This is a genomic window from Streptomyces sp. NBC_01003 (assembly GCF_045162695.1).
In the GTDB taxonomy this organism is placed as follows: domain Bacteria; phylum Actinomycetota; class Actinomycetes; order Streptomycetales; family Streptomycetaceae; genus Streptomyces.
The window spans coordinates 7,257,213-7,274,587 of the sequence record NZ_CP108707.1 but is presented as its reverse complement, the minus strand read 5'-3'; the positions used below and the strand labels follow the sequence as shown (position 1 = coordinate 7,274,587).

General features: G+C 71.9%; 21 protein-coding genes. 2 read left to right on the top strand and 19 right to left on the bottom strand.

Translation table 11 applies throughout. The annotated features are described in order from the left end of the window. Nucleotides 1-80 precede the first annotated feature (80 nt). The 9 genes from trpA to hisI all read right to left on the bottom strand — a co-directional run bounded on the left by trpA (nt 81) and on the right by hisI (nt 6,994). A complete protein-coding gene (gene trpA, locus OG698_RS33130) occupies nt 81-896 on the bottom strand; it encodes a tryptophan synthase subunit alpha (protein ID WP_406107357.1) in 816 nt (271 codons plus the stop codon). After that, a complete protein-coding gene (gene trpB / locus OG698_RS33125) occupies nt 893-2,182 on the bottom strand; it encodes a tryptophan synthase subunit beta (protein ID WP_399970079.1) in 1,290 nt (429 codons plus the stop codon). The genes trpA and trpB overlap by 4 nt, the downstream gene beginning before the upstream one ends. 142 nt (nt 2,183-2,324) lie before the next feature. Next, nucleotides 2,325-2,471, bottom strand: a complete 147-nt coding sequence (trpM, locus tag OG698_RS33120; RefSeq protein ID WP_399970077.1) for a tryptophan biosynthesis modulator TrpM — start codon at nt 2,469-2,471, stop codon at nt 2,325-2,327. Between the two features lie 8 nt (nt 2,472-2,479). Further along, entirely contained in the window at nt 2,480-3,289 is an 810-nt protein-coding gene (trpC, locus tag OG698_RS33115) for an indole-3-glycerol phosphate synthase TrpC (protein ID WP_266669554.1), read from the bottom strand. Between the two features lie 146 nt (nt 3,290-3,435). Then, the gene (locus OG698_RS33110) at nt 3,436-3,858 is read right to left on the bottom strand and encodes a DUF2752 domain-containing protein (RefSeq protein WP_406111438.1); all 423 of its coding nucleotides are present in this window, start codon (nt 3,856-3,858) and stop codon (nt 3,436-3,438) included. A 141-nt stretch (nt 3,859-3,999) separates the two neighbouring features. Next, entirely contained in the window at nt 4,000-4,242 is a 243-nt protein-coding gene (locus OG698_RS33105; RefSeq protein ID WP_100592260.1) for an HGxxPAAW family protein, read from the bottom strand. Between the two features lie 141 nt (nt 4,243-4,383). Then, on the bottom strand, nt 4,384-5,040 hold the full coding sequence (locus OG698_RS33100; RefSeq protein ID WP_399970074.1) for a TIGR02234 family membrane protein: 657 nt from the start codon (nt 5,038-5,040) through the stop codon (nt 4,384-4,386). Between the two features lie 22 nt (nt 5,041-5,062). Beyond that, complete coding sequence (locus tag OG698_RS33095; protein ID WP_399970072.1) at nt 5,063-6,544, bottom strand: anthranilate synthase component I; 1,482 nt, start codon at nt 6,542-6,544, stop codon at nt 5,063-5,065. A 75-nt stretch (nt 6,545-6,619) separates the two neighbouring features. Next, nucleotides 6,620-6,994, bottom strand: a complete 375-nt coding sequence (gene hisI / locus OG698_RS33090; RefSeq protein WP_100592257.1) for a phosphoribosyl-AMP cyclohydrolase — start codon at nt 6,992-6,994, stop codon at nt 6,620-6,622. A gap of 139 nt (nt 6,995-7,133) precedes the next feature. Here hisI and OG698_RS33085 point away from each other — a divergent pair, with 139 nt between their 5' ends. Beyond that, complete coding sequence (locus OG698_RS33085) at nt 7,134-7,769, top strand: TIGR03085 family metal-binding protein (protein ID WP_399970069.1); 636 nt, start codon at nt 7,134-7,136, stop codon at nt 7,767-7,769. 7 nt (nt 7,770-7,776) lie between these two features. Here OG698_RS33085 and OG698_RS33080 read toward each other — a convergent pair whose 3' ends face one another. From OG698_RS33080 to hisD, 10 genes are all read right to left on the bottom strand, one after another. Next, a complete protein-coding gene (locus OG698_RS33080) occupies nt 7,777-9,018 on the bottom strand; it encodes an MFS transporter (protein WP_406111436.1) in 1,242 nt (413 codons plus the stop codon). A 20-nt stretch (nt 9,019-9,038) separates the two neighbouring features. After that, nucleotides 9,039-9,626 carry an ArsR/SmtB family transcription factor gene (locus OG698_RS33075; protein ID WP_406107355.1) on the bottom strand — a complete coding sequence of 196 codons (588 nt, stop codon included), beginning with the start codon at nt 9,624-9,626 and terminating at the stop codon, nt 9,039-9,041. A gap of 177 nt (nt 9,627-9,803) precedes the next feature. Beyond that, nucleotides 9,804-10,559, bottom strand: coding sequence for an imidazole glycerol phosphate synthase subunit HisF (gene hisF, locus OG698_RS33070; protein WP_383096424.1), 756 nt, complete (start codon nt 10,557-10,559; stop codon nt 9,804-9,806). Then, complete coding sequence (locus tag OG698_RS33065; protein ID WP_406107353.1) at nt 10,556-10,957, bottom strand: RidA family protein; 402 nt, start codon at nt 10,955-10,957, stop codon at nt 10,556-10,558. Before OG698_RS33065 ends, hisF begins: the two co-directional genes overlap by 4 nt. Beyond that, the gene (priA, locus tag OG698_RS33060; RefSeq protein ID WP_406107351.1) at nt 10,954-11,682 is read right to left on the bottom strand and encodes a bifunctional 1-(5-phosphoribosyl)-5-((5-phosphoribosylamino)methylideneamino)imidazole-4-carboxamide isomerase/phosphoribosylanthranilate isomerase PriA; all 729 of its coding nucleotides are present in this window, start codon (nt 11,680-11,682) and stop codon (nt 10,954-10,956) included. The genes OG698_RS33065 and priA overlap by 4 nt, the downstream gene beginning before the upstream one ends. Then, nucleotides 11,682-12,344, bottom strand: coding sequence for an imidazole glycerol phosphate synthase subunit HisH (hisH, locus tag OG698_RS33055; protein WP_100592250.1), 663 nt, complete (start codon nt 12,342-12,344; stop codon nt 11,682-11,684). The genes priA and hisH overlap by 1 nt, the downstream gene beginning before the upstream one ends. Nucleotides 12,345-12,364: 20 nt before the next feature. Further along, nucleotides 12,365-12,529, bottom strand: coding sequence for a hypothetical protein (locus OG698_RS33050; RefSeq protein WP_165914440.1), 165 nt, complete (start codon nt 12,527-12,529; stop codon nt 12,365-12,367). A gap of 3 nt (nt 12,530-12,532) precedes the next feature. Beyond that, complete coding sequence (gene hisB, locus OG698_RS33045) at nt 12,533-13,126, bottom strand: imidazoleglycerol-phosphate dehydratase HisB (RefSeq protein ID WP_266565282.1); 594 nt, start codon at nt 13,124-13,126, stop codon at nt 12,533-12,535. Beyond that, nucleotides 13,123-14,256 carry a histidinol-phosphate transaminase gene (locus tag OG698_RS33040; protein WP_406107348.1) on the bottom strand — a complete coding sequence of 378 codons (1,134 nt, stop codon included), beginning with the start codon at nt 14,254-14,256 and terminating at the stop codon, nt 13,123-13,125. The genes hisB and OG698_RS33040 overlap by 4 nt, the downstream gene beginning before the upstream one ends. After that, nucleotides 14,235-15,557 carry a histidinol dehydrogenase gene (gene hisD, locus OG698_RS33035; RefSeq protein WP_399970058.1) on the bottom strand — a complete coding sequence of 441 codons (1,323 nt, stop codon included), beginning with the start codon at nt 15,555-15,557 and terminating at the stop codon, nt 14,235-14,237. The genes OG698_RS33040 and hisD overlap by 22 nt, the downstream gene beginning before the upstream one ends. Before the next feature lie 226 nt (nt 15,558-15,783). On the opposite strand from hisD, the gene OG698_RS33030 reads away from it, so the two are divergent. Beyond that, nucleotides 15,784-17,358, top strand: coding sequence for an oxidoreductase (locus OG698_RS33030; protein WP_406107346.1), 1,575 nt, complete (start codon nt 15,784-15,786; stop codon nt 17,356-17,358). Nucleotides 17,359-17,375: the final 17 nt, after the last annotated feature.

Here is a 17,375-nt window from a genome sequence, read left to right as displayed (position 1 = left end):
ACCGGGGAGGCACCAGCGTGCCTCCCCGGCCCCAGGTCCACCCATACGGGTTACGACGCGATGGGTGACGACGCGATGGGTCACGCCTTGGCGCGCACCCCGTCCGCGAGGTCCGCCGCGAGCGCCCGCACGGCGGCGAGGCCGGCGGCCTCGTCGTCGGCGTCGAGCATCAGTTTCACGAACGCCGAGCCGACGATGACCCCGTCGGCGAACCCGGCGACCTCGGCCGCCTGCTTCGCGTTCGAGACGCCGAGGCCGACGCAGACCGGCAGGTCGGTGGTGGCCTTGGTGCGGCGCACGAGGTCCTGGGCCTGGTTGCCGACGGACTCGCGGGTGCCGGTGACACCCATCAGGGAGGCGGCGTACACGAAGCCGGAGCCCGCGGCGGTGATCGTCGCGAGGCGCTCGTCCTTGCTGCTGGGGGCGACGACGAAGACGGTCCCGAGGCCGTGCTTGTCCGCGTGCTCCCTCCAGGTCTCCGACTCCTGGACGGGCAGGTCGGGCAGGATGCAGCCCGCGCCGCCCGCCTCGGCCAGCTCGGCGGTGAACCGCTCGATGCCGTACCGGTCGATGGGGTTCCAGTACGTCATGACGAGGACCGGCTTGCCGGTCGCCTCGTGGGCCTCGCGGACCGTACGCATCACGTCGGCGATCCGGACGCCGCCGCGCAGCGCGATGTCGTCCGCGGTCTGGATGACGGGACCGTCGAGGACCGGGTCGCTGTGCGGCAGCCCGACCTCCACGACGTCGGCGCCGCCGTCGAAGACGGCCTTGATGGCCTCGATGCCGCCGTCCACGGTCGGGAACCCGGCCGGGAGGTAGGCGATGAGGGCCGAGCGGCCCTCGGCGCGCGCGGCGGCGAGGGTGTCGTTCAACAGCTGGATGTTGCCGCTCACTTGGCGTCTCCCTCGATCTCCGCGCCGGTCCCGGCCGCGTCCGCCGCGACGGCGGCGTCGGTGTCGTACAGGCCGAAGTAGCGGGCGGCCGTGTCCATGTCCTTGTCGCCGCGCCCGGACAGGTTGACGATCATCAGCCCGTCCTTGCCGAGCTCCTTGCCGACCTCGATGGCGCCGGCGAGCGCATGGGCGCTCTCGATGGCCGGGATGATGCCCTCGGTGCGCGAGAGCAGGCGCAGGGCCTGCATGGCGGCGTCGTCGGTGACCGCGCGGTACTCGGCGCGGCCGCTGTCCTTGAGGAAGGCGTGCTCGGGGCCGATGCCCGGGTAGTCGAGGCCGGCCGAGATCGAGTACGGCTCGGTGATCTGGCCCTCGTCGTCCTGGAGGACGTACGACCGTGAGCCGTGCAGGATGCCGGGCTCGCCCGCGGTCAGCGTCGCGGCGTGCTCGCCGGTCTCGAGGCCGTGACCGGCCGGCTCGCAGCCGATGAGGCGCACGCCGGCGTCGGGGATGAAGGCGTGGAAGAGGCCGATGGCGTTCGAGCCGCCGCCGACGCAGGCCACGGCCGCGTCGGGCAGACGTCCGGCGCGCTCCAGGATCTGGCGGCGGGCCTCGACGCCGATGACGCGGTGGAAGTCGCGGACCATCGCCGGGAAGGGGTGGGGTCCCGCTACGGTCCCGAAGAGGTAGTGCGTGCGGTCGACGTTGGCGACCCAGTCGCGGAACGCCTCGTTGATGGCGTCCTTGAGGGTGCGGCTGCCGGACTTCACGGCGACGACCTCGGCGCCGAGCATCCGCATGCGCGCCACGTTGAGCGCCTGGCGCTCGGTGTCGATCTCGCCCATGTAGATGGTGCACTCGAGGCCGAAGAGCGCGCAGGCGGTGGCGGTCGCCACGCCGTGCTGGCCCGCGCCGGTCTCGGCGATGACTCGGGTCTTGCCCATGCGCTTGGTGAGGAGCGCCTGACCGAGCACGTTGTTGATCTTGTGCGAGCCGGTGTGGTTGAGGTCCTCGCGCTTGAGGAACATCCGGACGCCACCGGCGTGCTCGGCGAACCGGGGCACCTCGGTGAGGGAGCTGGGCCGTCCTGTGTAGTTGACGAGCAGGTCGTCGAGCTCGGCGGCGAAGGCCGGGTCGTTCTTGGCCTTGTCGTACTCGACGGCGACCTCGTCGACGGCGGCGACGAGCGCCTCCGGGATGAACTTGCCGCCGAACGCGCCGAAGTACCCCTCGACGGTGGGGACTTGACCCTCGGGGTCGGGAATGAAGAACTCGCTGCTGGACATGGGTGACCTGTCTGTCTGGGTCTGACGAGTGCGATGGGGTCGGGCACTGCCCCCTACCCGTTGTGGGCAGGCGTCCCGCACGGCGGGACGGGTGGGCACAACCCCCGGTGCCGGGTGCCGGCGTCGGGGGCCTCGGTGGGCGCTAGCCGCGCCCGCACCATCGCATCCCGTTGACCTGACCCGGCTCGTCGCCGATGACATAGCGCACCCGGCGCCCGTGCACACGCCGCGCCGGCGCCCGGCAGCCGCGGGGGCGGCAGCCGGGTGCGAGGCGGGCGGCGATAGGCATCGGGGAGGTCAGCTCCTGCCGTGGCGCAGCGCCGGGTGGGCGCCTGCGGCAACGAGGTCGGAGACCGCGGTGCGCGGGTCGCGGCCGGTCACGAGGGACTCGCCCACGAGGACGGCGTCCGCGCCCGCGTTGGCGTACGCGATCAGGTCGTGCGGGCCGCGCACGCCCGACTCGGCGATCTTGACGATGTGGTCGGGGATCTCCGGGGCGACCTGCTGGAACGTGTCGCGGTCGACCTTGAGCGTCTTGAGGTTGCGCGCGTTCACGCCGATGATGCGGGCGCCCGCGTCCACGGCGCGCTCGACCTCGTCCTCGTCGTGCACCTCGACGATCGGCGTGAGCCCGATGGACTCCGCGCGCTCGATGAGCGACTCGAGGGCGGGCTGCTCCAGGGCGGCCACGATCAGCAGCGCGAGGTCGGCGCCGTACGCCCTGGCCTCCCACAGCTGGTACGAGGTGACGATGAAGTCCTTGCGCAGGATCGGGATGTCGACCTTGGCGCGCACGGCCTCCAGGTCGGCGAGCGAACCGCCGAAGCGGCGCTGCTCGGTCAGTACGGAGATGACGGCGGCGCCGCCCGCCTCGTAGTCGGCGGCGAGGCCGGCCGGGTCGGCGATCGCGGCGAGCGCGCCCTTGGACGGGCTGGAACGCTTGACCTCGCAGATCACCTTGACGCCGTCGCCGCGCAGGGCGGCCACTCCGTCCTTGGCGGCGGGTGCCTTGGCCGCGCGCTCCTTGAGCTCGTCGAGGCTGACGTGCGCCTGCCGCTCCGCGAGGTCGGCACGGACTCCGTCGATGATCTCGTCGAGCACACTCACGCGAGCGGCCCCCTTCCTGACGGTGGAGCGGTGGAAGCTGATTGCCCCGAAGAGCAATCCACTGGTCACAGCGATGATATCCGGAGGAGGGCGAAGGCTCCGCATCCGGTTGACGCCGGTCCCACTACCTGGACAAATACTGTTGATCAAGGATGGAGCCAGCCACCCAGGGGCAGGTTCCGGACAACCGTGAAGACAAGGACCAGGGCGCCCACGGCCCACAGCTGGGGGCGTCCGAGATCGATCCGTACCGGCCGTCCCCGTACCACCCGTACGGCCCATACGACCCACAGGACGGCGAAGACGGCGTAGCCCGCGACGGCGAGCGCGTTGTCCCCGAGAGCGGCCGTGAGATCGCCGTGCACGAGCGCGTGGGCGCTGCGCAGGCCGCCGCACCCGGGGCAGTAGATCCCCGTGTAGTGGAGCAGCGGGCAGGCGGGGTAGTGGCCCGGCTCGTTCGGGTCGACGGACCCGACATACGCGAAGCCCGCGCCGACCGCGGCGAGGACGCCGAGAGGGACGGCCAGTCGCCGCAGTGAACCGCCGGCGCTGCCGGCGCCGCTGGTCAGGGTGGCCGCGGAGGTGTCCGTTTCGGCGTTCACCCGTGAATTGTGCAACGGGCCTGCCGGGTCCGCCCGTCGGCGGCGCAGAACACACGAGAGGCGGCCCGGCACCAGATGCCGGGCCGCCTCTCGCGACGTGGACGAGGCTCAGGCCTCCGCGGCGACGACCTCGGGCGAGACGGCCGGCAGCGACTGCGGCTTCGGCTTGCCGAGACCCGCGGCGCTCATGGCGCCGCCGACGACCGCGGCGACGGCGAGCAGGGCCATGCCCGCCCAGAAGCCGACGGGGTCGCCCATCACCATGAAGGCGCCCGCGACGCAGAAACCGATGAAGGCGATGATGACACCGGTCCAGGCGGCCGGGGTGTGTCCGTGGCTGCTGTCCGCCATGGTTGCTCCTCGTTGCTCAATGCGTGGCTGATGCGCGGCCCCGTACCCCGCGCGTGGCACCGCGCTGGGTGGTGAGGCTGACGCTCTTGCCCATTGTCCCGCACTCGCGGGCATGGGCGGCACTCGGGGTCCGGGGCCCCGCTATGCCTCGTGTGTGGGGTCCTCGCCCCGGTCGAGGGCCTTCCACAGCTCCTCGGGGCGCTCGGGATCGACGGGTCGGGCCGCCTTGCGGGGCCGCGGGGTGCCGTCTCGCTCGTAGCGTCCGCCCATCGACGGCCAGGAGCGGCCGTAGCGCAGGGCGAGCAGACCGGCCAGGAGGATGAGCGCGCCGCCCGCGGCACCGACGTACGGCCAGACGGTGTGACCGAGGGAGCCGATCGTGGCGGCGGTGTTGCCGGAGACCTCTGCGGCCTTCTCGTCGAGGGCCGCGCTGTCGGTCGCGCCGAGGACGGCGGCGACGACGGCGCCCGCGCCGCTCAGCGCGAGGAGCCCGGCGACGAGCATGCGCCCGGCGCGACGGACCGCGAAGACGGCGACGAGGGCCGCGAGCCCCACTATGGCGAGGGCCGCGGGAACTCCGGTGACGTCGCTGCCCTTGGCGGCGAGCGGGAAGCTGCCGCCGGGCACGGTCGCGGACCCGGAGGCCCACTCCTGCCGCGAGGAGAGCAGGGCCACCGCCGCGCCGAGGGCGCCGAACAGGAGCGCTGCGGCGAGGCTGCGGCGGCCGTTGCGCGCGGCGGCCGTCTCCGGGGAGGCGGTCCCGGCTTCGGTTCGGGGGGATGGCACTGCGGAAGTCACCTCCCCACTATCCCCCACGGCGTCAGGCGTCGTGCATCCGGTTGGCCGTGTGGACGGCGCGCAGCACCGCCGCCGCCTTGTTGCGGCACTCGGTGTCCTCGGCCACGGGATCGGAGTCGGCGACGACACCCGCTCCGGCCTGCACATATGCGGTGCCGTCACGCAGGAGCGCGGTGCGGATGGCGATGGCCGTGTCGGAGCCCCCGGCGAAGTCGAGATATCCGACACATCCGCCGTACAGGCCGCGCCGGGAGGGTTCGAGCTCGTCGATGATCTGCATCGCGCGCGGCTTGGGCGCGCCCGAGAGGGTGCCCGCGGGGAAGCAGGCGGTGAGGACGTCGAACGCGGTGGTGCCCGGGGCGACCCGGCCGGTGACGGTCGACACGATGTGCATGACGTGCGAGTACCGCTCGACGGACATGAAGTCGACGACCTCGACGGAGCCCGGCTCGCAGACGCGGCCGAGGTCGTTGCGGCCGAGGTCGACGAGCATCAGGTGCTCGGCGCGCTCCTTGGGGTCGGCCATGAGCTCGTCGGCGAGCGCCTGGTCCTCCTGGGGCGTGGCGCCGCGCGGCCGGGTCCCGGCGATGGGGTGCACCATGGCGCGCCCGTCCTCGACCTTGACGAGGGCCTCCGGCGACGAGCCGACCACGTCGAACCCGTCGAAGCGGAAGAGGTACATGTACGGCGACGGGTTGGTGGCGCGCAGGACCCGGTACACGTCGAGTGCGCTGGCCGTGCACGGCGTCTCGAAGCGCTGCGAGGGCACGACCTGGAAGGCCTCGCCCGCCCTGATGCGCTCCTTGATGTCCTCGACGGCCTCCTGGTAGTCCGTGCCGCCCCACAGAGCGGTGAACTGAGGGAGTTCGGAGGGCGGGAGCGAGGCGGGGGCCTGGACGACGGGCCGGGAGAGGTCGGCCTCCATCGCGTCGAGGCGGGCGACTGCGTCCGCGTACGCCTCGTCGACGCCGGTGTCGAGGTCGTTGTGGTTGATCGCGTTGGCGATCAGCAGGACCGAGCCGTCCCAGTGGTCGAGCACGGCGAGGTCGCTGGTGAGCAGCATCGTCAGCTCGGGGAGCTTCAGGTCGTCGCGCTCGCCGGGGCCGATCTTCTCCAGGCGGCGCACGATGTCGTAGCCGAGGTAGCCGACCATGCCGCCGGTGAACGGGGGCAGGCCCTCGTAGCGGGGGGTGTGGAGGGTCTCGACGGTGGCGCGCAGGGCGGCGAGCGGGTCGCCGTGGGTGGGGACTCCGACGGGCGGGGTGCCGAGCCAGTGCGCCTGGCCGTCGCGGGTGGTGAGGGTGCCGGCGGAGCGGACGCCGACGAAGGAGTAGCGGGACCACGAGCGGCCGTTCTCCGCGGATTCCAGGAGGAACGTGCCGGTGCGTTCACCGGCCAGCTTGCGGTACAGACCGACGGGGGTGTCGCCGTCCGCGAGGAGCTTGCGGCTGACGGGGATCACGCGGCGGTCGGTCGCGAGCTTGCGGAAGGTCTCGAGATCCATAGGAAGAGCTTAGGCCGTGTCCGGGCGGGTCCGGCGCGCCGCCCGGTCCGTGGAACGGGCGGCGCGGCAGTGGTCTCAGGCGCCCGTGCCGGTCACCGTCAGCTCGCCCGCGTCGAAGCAGGTGCGGTCGCCGGTGTGGCAGGCCGCGCCGACCTGGTCGACCTTCACCAGGAGGGTGTCCGCGTCGCAGTCGAGGGCGACCGACTTCACGTGCTGGAAGTGACCGGAGGTGTCGCCCTTGACCCAGTACTCCTGGCGGCTGCGGGACCAGTACGTGCAACGGCCGGTCGTCAGCGTGCGGTGCAGCGCCTCGTCGTCCATCCAGCCGAGCATGAGCACCTCGCCGGTGTCGTACTGCTGGGCGATCGCGGGGACCAGGCCGTCGGCGCTGCGCTTGAGGCGGGCGGCGACGGCGGGGTCGAGGCTGCTGGGCGGGGGCGTGCTGGTCATACGGACCATTGTGCCGCGCCGCGCGTGCCTCTTCGGGCGGGCGTCCACTGGTTGAGAGCGGCGGCGCGGAGCGCCACGCTGAGGGGTGGCGGTCGGGTCACGGGTGGGCGGACCGGTCGGGCGGTCGTACGCTGACCGTATGTCGACCCATGCAAAGCGTGAACGACTTCTTCTCGCCGACCTGTTGGAGGCGTCGGGCCCCGACGCCCCGACCCTGTGCGAAGGCTGGAACGCCCGTGATCTCGCGGCCCATGTCGTGGTGCGCGAGCGCCGCGCGGACGCCGCGGGCGGGATCGTGATCAAGCAGCTGGCGCAGCGTCTGGAGCGGGTGCAGGCCGAGTTCGCCGAGAAGCCCTACGACGAGCTGATCCAGCTGATCAGGACGGGCCCGCCGCGCTTCTCGCCGTTCTCCCTCAAGCAGATCGACGAGGCGTCGAACGCGGTCGAGTTCTTCGTCCACACGGAGGACGTGCGCCGCGCGCAGCCGGACTGGACGCCGCGCGAGCTCGACCCGGTCTTCGCGGACGTGCTGTGGTCGCGCCTCGAGCGGATGGCCCGTGTGATCGGCCGCAAGTCGCCGGTCGGCCTGGTCCTGCGCCGCCCGGACGGCCGGACGGTGGTGGCGCACAAGGGCGCGCCCGTGGTGACGGTGACCGGTGAGCCCGCCGAGCTGCTGATGTTCGCGTTCGGCCGGCAGGACGCGGCGCGGGTGGAGACGGAGGGCGAGAAGGACGCGATCGGGAAGCTGCACGAGGCGAAGCAGCTGGGCATCTGACGCGCGTTCAGGCCGGGAGTTCGGCGCGGCGCAGGGGCGCGCGGCACAGGCCGTAGACGCCGGCGAGGGCGCAGATCGCGGCGCTGGCCACGAAGACGGGTCCGGTGCCCCACAGGCCGACGGCGGCGCCGGTCAGCGGCATGGTGAGCGGGACGAGGCCGAGGCTGGACAGGCTCGTGACGGCGGTGACCCGGCCGATGCAGGCGGGGTCCGCGTGGGTCTGTGTGAGCGCTCCGCACAGGGTTCCGCTGAGACCGGCGAGCAGCCCGATGGCCAGCGCGACGCCGACCGCGGCGGCGAGGTGCGGTACGAAGGCGAGCGCGCCGATGGCGAAGGCGCCGCCTCCCATGGTCGCGGCGAGGACGAGTCCCGCGCGCGGCACCCGGCCGCGGACGGCGAGGAGCAGCGAGGCCGCGCCCGCGCCGACACCGAACCCGGCGAGCACCGAGCCCATCCCTGAGGCGCCCCAGCCGCGCTGGTCGGCGAGGAGGGTCAGGCCGATGTTCAGGGGGCCGACGAAGCCGAGGTCGCTGAGGGCGATGACGACGACCAGCGGGGCGAGGACGCTGTGGCGGCGGATGTAGCGCAGGCCGTCCGCGAGGCCGTTCCTCGCCGGGGCACCGCTCTTGCCGCCCGCGTCGGGCAGGTCCCGGATGCGCAGGGACATCAGGAGCGGCAGCGAGATCGCGAACAGCAGTCCGGCCGCACCGAACGCCGCCGCGGGGCCGCCGAGTGCGACGCCGAGACCGCCCAGGGGCGCGCCCACGACGTTGGCGAGGCGGACCGCGAGTCCGCGCATGCCCTGGACCCGGGCGAGCTGGTCACGTCCTGTGACGCGGGCGGGCAGTGCGCCGACGGCCGGCAGGAAGAGGGCGTCGACGATGCCGAAGACCAGGCCGAGGAAGGTGAGCGGCCACAGGCCCGGTCGGGTCGCGAGGAAGAGCCCGGCGACGCCGAGGACCGCGGCGCTGCGCACGGCGTCGCTGGCTATGACGATGCGGCGAGGCCCGAGCCGGTCGGCGATCACTCCCCCGCCGAGCATCAGCAGGGCCCGGGGTGCCGCGCTCACCGCCATGACGAGCCCGGCCTGCGAGGGACTGCCCGACCGGACGGCCGCCCAGGACAGGGCGACGTAGTAGATGTTGTCGCCGATCATCGACGCGCCGTAGGCACCGAGCCAGCGCAGCACGTTGCCGTCGCGGTGGGCGGGCTTGTCGGGGGCGGAGGTACGGGTGAGGGGCGCGGTCACGGTCACGGGAGGTGGTCCTCTCAGGCGCGGAACGGGAAGCCGTACACGTGCAGCGCGACGTTCTCGCGCCCTTCGGTGTCGCCCGCGGCCTGTGCGGCGCGGCCCTGCTCGTCGTACTTCCTGATGACGGTGAGCAACTCGCTTGTCAGCTCGGCCAGTTCGGCCGCCGTGAGGGTCATCAGGGCTTCTGAGTCCGAGGACGCTGCGCGCCACTCGGGGGCCCAGGTGGTGCGCTCGTCGAGGTAGTGGCGGTAGAGCTCGCTGCGCTGTTCGTAGAAGAGCCGGGTGGCCGCCTTGTGTGCCGCGGCCTTCTCGGGGGCGTCACCGAAGTCCGCCTCGTGGATGCTGACGCCTTCGGACGCGGGCCGCCACCAGCGCTCGCGGCCGTCGCGCTGCGTCCCGGGCGCCTCCTCGATGAGCCCGGCGTCCGCGAGCTTGCGCAGGTGGTAGCTGACCAGGGAGACAGCCCCGTCGACCTGCTCGGCGAGCTGTGACGCGGTCGCCGTGCGGGCGACGACCAGGGCGCGGTACAGCTGCGAGCGCAGCGGGTGTGCGAGCGCCTTGAGGGTGCCGAGGTCGGTGATGCGGCGGGTCTGCTTGTCGGTCATGGCATGAGCCTAGATACACAAGAAATATTGCGCAATATAAATTGCGCAACTGATCCTGCGCATCGGGGCCGGGCGAATCCCGCGCATCGGGCCGGACAAATCCTGCGCATCAGACCAGACGAAAGGCCCCGGCCGCCCTTGTGGGCGGCCGGGGCCTGAGAGTGTGCGCTCCCGGCGTCAGCGGACGGGGTGCCCCGCCTCGCGCAGTGTCTCCTTGACCTCGCCGATCCGCAGATCGCCGAAGTGGAAGACGGACGCGGCGAGCACCGCGTCGGCGCCCGCGGCGATCGCGGGCGGGAAGTGCTCCAGGCGTCCCGCGCCGCCGGACGCGATCACGGGCACCGTGACGTGCTTGCGGACGGCCGCGATCATCTCGATGTCGTAGCCGTCCTTCGTGCCGTCGGCGTCCATCGAGTTGAGCAGGATCTCGCCCGCGCCCAACTCGGCGGCCTCGTGCGCCCACTCGACGGCGTCGATCCCGGCGGACTTGCGGCCACCGTGCGTCGTCACCTCGAACGTGCCGGACTGCGTGCGGCGCGCGTCGACGGACAGGACGAGGACCTGGCGGCCGAACCGCTCGGCGATCTCGCGGATCAGCTCGGGGCGGGCGATGGCGGCCGTGTTCACGCCCACCTTGTCCGCGCCGGCCCGCAGCAGCTTGTCCACGTCGTCCGCCGTGCGGACGCCGCCGCCGACGGTGAGCGGGATGAAGACCTGCTCGGCGGTGCGGCGCACCACGTCGTAGGTCGTCTCGCGGTTGCCGGAGGACGCGGTGATGTCGAGGAACGTCAGCTCATCGGCGCCCTCGGCGTCGTACACCTTCGCCATCTCGACGGGGTCGCCCGCGTCGCGCAGGTTCTGGAAGTTGACGCCCTTGACGACCCGGCCGTTGTCCACGTCCAGGCAGGGGATGACCCGTACGGCCAGCGTCATGACGGTGTGTCTCCTCGGTACGCCTCCACCTCGACCTCGACGACCAGGCTCGGGTCGATGAAGCCGGAGACGATGATCATGGATGCGGCGGGGCGGACGGTGTCGAACAGCTCCTTGTGGGCCCGGCCCACGTCGTCCACATCGCGCGCATGGGTGATGTACATACGGGTGCGCACCACATGCTCGCTCCCGAGTCCCAGGGTCTTGAGGGCGTCGAACGCTGCCTGGAACGCGTTGAGCGTCTGCTCGTACGGCGTTCCCGCGTCGATGACGCCGTTGACCACGGACGTACAACCGGACACCAGGACAAGGCCGTTGGGCAGTTCGACCGCGCGCGAGTAGCCCACGGCCTCCTCCCACGGCCCGTCCGAGCCGACCCTGCGTACGCCGTCGCTCATGACGCCACCGCGGCGAGCGCCTCTTCCAGCGTGAAGGCCTTCGCGTACAGGGCCTTGCCGACGATCGAGCCCTCGACGCCGAGCGGGACGAGCTCGGAGATGGCGCGCAGGTCGTCGAGCGACGAGACGCCGCCGGAGGCGACGACCGGGCGGTCGGTGGCCGCGCAGACGTTCTTCAGGAGCTCCAGGTTCGGGCCCTGCAGCGTGCCGTCCTTGGCGATGTCGGTGACGACGTAGCGGGCGCAGCCCTCGGAGTCGAGGCGCGTGAGCGTCTCGTAGAGGTCGCCGCCGTCGCGGGTCCAGCCGCGGCCGCGCAGCGTGGTGCCGCGCACGTCCAGGCCCACCGCGATCTTGTCGCCGTGCTCGGCGATGACCTTGGCGACCCACTCGGGGGTCTCCAGGGCGGCGGTGCCGAGGTTGACGCGGGTGCAGCCGGTGGCGAGCGCGGCGGCGAGCGTGGCGTCGTCGCGGATGCCGCCGGACAGCTCGACCTTGATGTCCATGGCGCCGGTGACCTCGCCGACCAGCGCGCGGTTGTCGCCGGTGCCGAACGCGGCGTCCAGATCCACGAGGTGCAGCCACTCGGCGCCGGAGCGCTGCCACGCGAGGGCGGCCTCGAGCGGGGAACCGTAGGAGGTCTCCGAGCCGGACTCGCCGTGCACGAGACGTACGGCCTGGCCGTCGCGGACGTCGACGGCGGGGAGGAGTTCGAGCGTGCGGGACATCAGAGGGTTCCGATCCAATTCGTGAGGAGCTGGGCGCCGGCGTCGCCGGACTTCTCGGGGTGGAACTGTGTCGCCCACAGTGCGCCGTTCTCGACGGCGGCGATGAACGGCTCGCCGTGCGTGGCCCAGGTGACCTTGGGCGGGCGCATGTGGACGTTGCCGACCTCGAAGTCCCACTGCTGCACGGCGTAGGAGTGCACGAAGTAGAAGCGGGCGTCGCTGTCGAGACCGGCGAAGAGCTCGGTGTCCTGCGGCGGGCGGACCGTGTTCCAGCCCATGTGCGGGACGATCTCGGCCTTGAGGGGCTCGACCGTGCCGGGCCACTCGTCGAGACCCTCGGCCTCGACGCCGTGCTCGATGCCGCGCGCGAAGAGGATCTGCATGCCGACGCAGATGCCCATCACGGGGCGGCCGCCGGCGAGGCGGCGGTCGATGATCCAGTCGCCGCGCGCCTCCTTGAGGCCCTTCATGCAGGCGGCGAAGGCGCCGACGCCGGGGACGAGGAGGCCGTCGGCGTTGAGTGCGGTGTCGAAGTCGCGGGTGATCTCGACGTCCGCGCCCGCGCGGGCCAGGGCCCGCTCGGCGGAGCGGACGTTGCCGAACCCGTAGTCGAAGACGACGACCTTCTTGCCGGCCGTGCCGGCGGGCTTGGCTGAAGTCATGGCTGGCTGCTCCCTGCCCCTCAGTTCCAGTAGTCGAGCCGCAGGACGCCGGAGACCAGGCACATGGCCGCGGCGATGGAGAGCAGCGCGATCAGGCCCTTGGGCAAGCCCTGCTTGACGAAGGAGATGACGCCGCCGATCAGGAAGAGACCGACGACGATGAGGACGGTGTTGAGGCCGTTCATGGCTTAGAGGGCGCCCTTCGTGGACGGAAGGATGCCCGCGGCGCGCGGGTCGTGCTCGGACGCGTAACGCAGCGCGCGGGCCAGCGCCTTGAACTGGCACTCCACGATGTGGTGCGCGTTGCGCCCGTACGGGACGTGGACGTGCAGCGCGATCTGGGCCTGCGCGACGAACGACTCCAGGATGTGCCGGGTCATCGTCGTGTCGTACGAGCCGATCATGGGCGCCATGTTCTCGGGCTCGGTGTGCACCAGGTAGGGGCGGCCGGAGAGGTCGACCGTGACCTGGGCGAGCGACTCGTCCAGCGGGACGGTGCAGTTGCCGAAGCGGTAGATGCCGACCTTGTCGCCGAGCGCCTGCTTGAAGGCGGCGCCGAGCGCGAGGGCGGTGTCCTCGATGGTGTGGTGCGTGTCGATGTGCAGGTCGCCCTCGGTCTTGACCGTGAGGTCGAAGAGGCCGTGGCGGCCGAGCTGGTCGAGCATGTGGTCGTAGAAGCCCACGCCCGTGGAGACTTCGACCTTGCCGGTGCCGTCGAGGTCGATCTCGACGAGGACCGACGTCTCCTTGGTGGTCCGCTCCACCCTGCCTACGCGACTCATGCGTTCCGCTCCTTCTTGATTGCGCGTACCGCATCGAGGAACGCGTCGTTCTCGTCCGGGGTGCCCGTGGAGACACGCAGCCACCCGGGTACGCCGTTGTCCCGGACCAGGACGCCCCGGTCGAGGATCTGCTGCCACACCGCGTGCGCGGCACCTTCGCCTTCGAATCGGCCGAACTGCACGAAGTTGGCGTCCGAGTCGGTCACTTCGTAGCCCGTCGCCCGCAGCTCGGTCACCAGGCGGTCGCGCTCGTCCTTGAGCTGCTCGACGTACTTGAGGAGCGTGTCGGTGTGCTCGAGGGCGGCCAGCGCCGTGGCCTGGGTGACGGCCGACAGGTGGTACGGCAGGCGCACCAGCTGGACGGCGTCGACCACGGCGGGGGCGGCGGCCATGTAGCCGAGGCGCAGGCCCGCGGCGCCGAACGCCTTCGACATGGTGCGCGAGATGACGAGGTTCGGCCGGCCTTCGAGCAGCGGGAGAAGCGACTTCCCGTGGCTGAACTCGATGTAGGCCTCGTCGACGACGACCATGGACGGCTTGGCCGCCTGCGCGGCCTCGTACAGGGCGAGGACCGTCTCGGGCGGGACCGCGCTGCCGGTGGGGTTGTTGGGTGTCGTGATGAAGACGACGTCCGGGCGGTTCTCCGCGATGGCCTGCACGGACGCTGCCACGTCGATGGTGAAGTCCGCGCTGCGCGGTCCGGAGATCCAGCCGGTGCCGGTGCCGCGCGCGATGAGGCCGTGCATCGAGTACGAGGGCTCGAAGCCGATGGCGCTGCGGCCGGGGCCGCCGAAGGTCTGCAGAAGCTGCTGGATGACCTCGTTCGAGCCGTTGGCGGCCCAGACGTTCTCGATGCCGACGTGGTGGCCGCCGGTGCGCGTGAGATAGCCGGCGAGCTCGGTGCGCAGCTCGACCGCGTCCCGGTCGGGGTAGCGGTTGAGGTCGCGGGCGCTCTCGCGGACCCGCTCCGTGATCCGCTCGACGAGCGCCTCGGGCAGCGGGTAGGGGTTCTCGTTCGTGTTCAGGCGTACGGGTACGTCGAGCTGGGGGGCGCCGTACGGGGACTTGCCGCGCAGCTCGTCCCGTACGGGCAGATCGTCGATGCCGGTCACTGGCCGGGAACCTTCCATTCGAACCTTGCCTTGATCGCCGCGCCGTGCGCGGGCAGATCCTCCGCCTCGGCGAGCGTGACCACGTGGTGGGCGACGTCGGCGAGTGCGTCGCGCGTGTAGTCCACGATGTGGATGCCGCGCAGGAAGGACTGGACGGACAGACCGGACGAGTGGCAGGCGCAGCCGCCGGTGGGCAGCACGTGGTTGGAGCCCGCGGCGTAGTCGCCGAGGGACACCGGCGCCCAGGGGCCGACGAAGATCGCGCCGGCGTTCTTCACGCGCTGGGCGACCGCGGCGGCGTCGGCGGTCTGGATCTCCAGGTGCTCGGCGCCGTATGCGTCGACGACGCGCAGGCCCTCGTCGACCCCGTCGACCAGGACGATCGCGGACTGCCTGCCGCGCAGGGCCGGGAGGATCCGGTCGTCGATGTGCTTGGTGGCCGCGACCTGCGGCTCCAGTTCCTTCTCGACGGCGTCCGCGAGCTCGACCGAGTCGGTGACGAGGACGGCGGCGGCGAGCGGGTCGTGCTCGGCCTGGCTGATCAGGTCGGACGCGACGTGCGCCGGGTCGGCGGTGGAGTCCGCGAGGACCGCGATCTCGGTCGGGCCCGCCTCGGCGTCGATGCCGATGAGACCGGTGAAGTAGCGCTTGGCCGCGGCGACCCAGATGTTGCCGGGGCCGGTGACCATGTTCGCCGGGGGGCAGGACTCGGTGCCGTGCGCGAACATCGCGACGGCCGTGGCGCCGCCCGCGGCGTAGACCTCGTCGACGCCGAGCAGCGCACACGCGGCCAGGATCGTCGGGTGCGGCAGTCCGCCGAACTCTGCCTGGGCGGGGGACGCGAGGGCGATCGACTCGACCCCGGCCTCCTGCGCGGGCACCACATTCATGATCACGGAGGACGGGTAGACGGAGCGGCCGCCCGGCGCGTACAGGCCGACGCGCTCGACGGGCACCCACTTCTCGGTGACCGAGCCGCCGGGGACGACCTGCGTGGTGTGGGTGGTGCGGCGCTGCTCGCGGTGGACGATGCGGGCCCGGCGGATCGACTCCTCCAGGGCGGCGCGCACGGCGGGGTCGAGCTGCTCCAGGGCGTCCTGGAGGGCCTTGGCGGGAACCCGTACGGACTCCAGCTTCACGCCGTCGAACTGCTCCGCGTAGTCGATCAGCGCCGCGTCGCCACGATGATGCACGGCCTCGCAGATCGGACGCACCTTCTCGAGGGCGGCCTGAACGTCGAAGTCGGCTCGGGGCAGCAGGTCGCGCAGTGCGGGGCCCTCGGGGAGGGCGTCGCCGCGCAGATCGATTCGGGAGATCACGTGCTCAATTCTCGCAGACGTCACATCAGCGCCCGACGTCCGTATCAATGGCTGATACGGACCACCGCGTGAGAACGGAGGATGACCTTCACCAGTAGCGTTCAGGCCGTCACTCAGCGGGCATGAACAGTTGTACTAAACCCGCGAGTAGCGGAGCCGTACCGGGACGTGCGGGGCTCCGTGAGGATCCGGGGGTCTATGGGGTCTACGGGGAGGAAGACGAGTCGTGGTCGACGGTACCGGCATCGGTGATCCGCCGGACGGTCTCACGGGCGCCGAGATCGGCATGTGGCAGGCCTTCCGCAACGGCAGTGTCTACGACCTGAGCTCGGGCGACCCGGACGTGGACGACCCGCACGGCGGGCATGCCTGGGGGCCCGGCCGCAGCGTGCGGGCGCGGATCGTGGCCTGGCTGCTGCTCGACGGGCCGCCCGCGCTGTCGGGGCGTGTCGCGTCACTCAAGCTCAAGGGCGTACAGATCACCGACGTGCTCGACGTCGCGGGCGGCGGGGTCGTGCCGTACGTCGAGATGAAGCAGTGCCGCTTCGAGAAGGAGATCCTGCTTCCCGAGGCGCGGTTCACCACCCTGCGCCTGGTCGACTGCTCGATCCCCCGCCTGGAGGGCGCCCGCGTCCACACGGAGGGCGATCTGCATCTGCCGCGCTGCCGCTTCCACAGCGGTGTACGCCTCACCGACGCGCACATCGGCACGGACCTGCTGCTCAACCAGGCCGTCGTGTACCGCGACCGGCGCGGCAAGTCGATCATGGCGGACGGCATGTCCGTCGGCCAGGACCTCCAGGCCGAGATGCTGGAGACACACGGCGAGGTGAGCCTGCGCGGCGCGCAGATCGGCGTGTCGCTCAGCCTGCGCGGCAGCCGGCTCTCCAACGCGTACGGGCGCCGCGCGCTCAACGCTCCGCAGCTGACGGTCGAGCGGTCCCTGTATCTGACCCCCGCCGGTGTCGGCAATCCGCTCCAGACCAGCGGCACGACACCGGCCCAGGGCACCCGCGTGCAGCGCTTCGAGTGCCAGGGCGGGGTCCGGCTCGACGACGGCCGGTTCGGCGACGCCGTCGACCTCGACCAGGCACGCTTCCATCTGGAGAACGACCAGGAGGTGTCGCTGCGCCGCATCCAGACGCCCGAGCTGCGCTTCCTGTGCGAGCGGCCACAGCGCGGGCGGATCGTCCTGTCCGGCGCGAAGGTCGTCAACCTCATCGACAGGGCGGCGAGCTGGCCGGGCGCCGGCGGTCTGCGCGTCGGCGGCTTCACGTACGAGAACCTGATCCCCTCCGGCCCGTTCCCGCTGTCGCGGCGCCTGGAGTGGCTGTCGGCCGCGACTCCGGAGTACAGCCCGGAGCCGTACGAGAAGCTCGCGGCCGTGCTGCGCAACAGCGGCGAGGACGCCGACGCGCGCGAGGTGCTGCTCGCCAAGCAGCGCCGCCGCCGCGAGACACTGCCGCCCGCCGCGAAGATCTGGGGATACATCCAGGACTGGACGGTCGCCTACGGGTACCGCCCGGGGCGGGCCGCGGTGTGGATGGCCGTGCTCTGGGCGGCGAGCACGCTGGCCTTCTCCCACTCGTCGCCCCCGGCCATCAAACCGGGTGAGTCGCCGAACTGGAGTCCGGCACTCTTCTCGCTCGATCTCATCCTGCCCGTCATCGACCTGGGCCAGGACGGCTACTGGCAGCTGCGGGGCGGCTGGCAGTGGGCCGCGACCGCGTTGATCCTGCTCGGCTGGATCCTCGCCACGACGGTCGCCGCGGGGGCCACCCGGCTGCTCCGCAGAAACTGACCGGGCACCCTCCCATT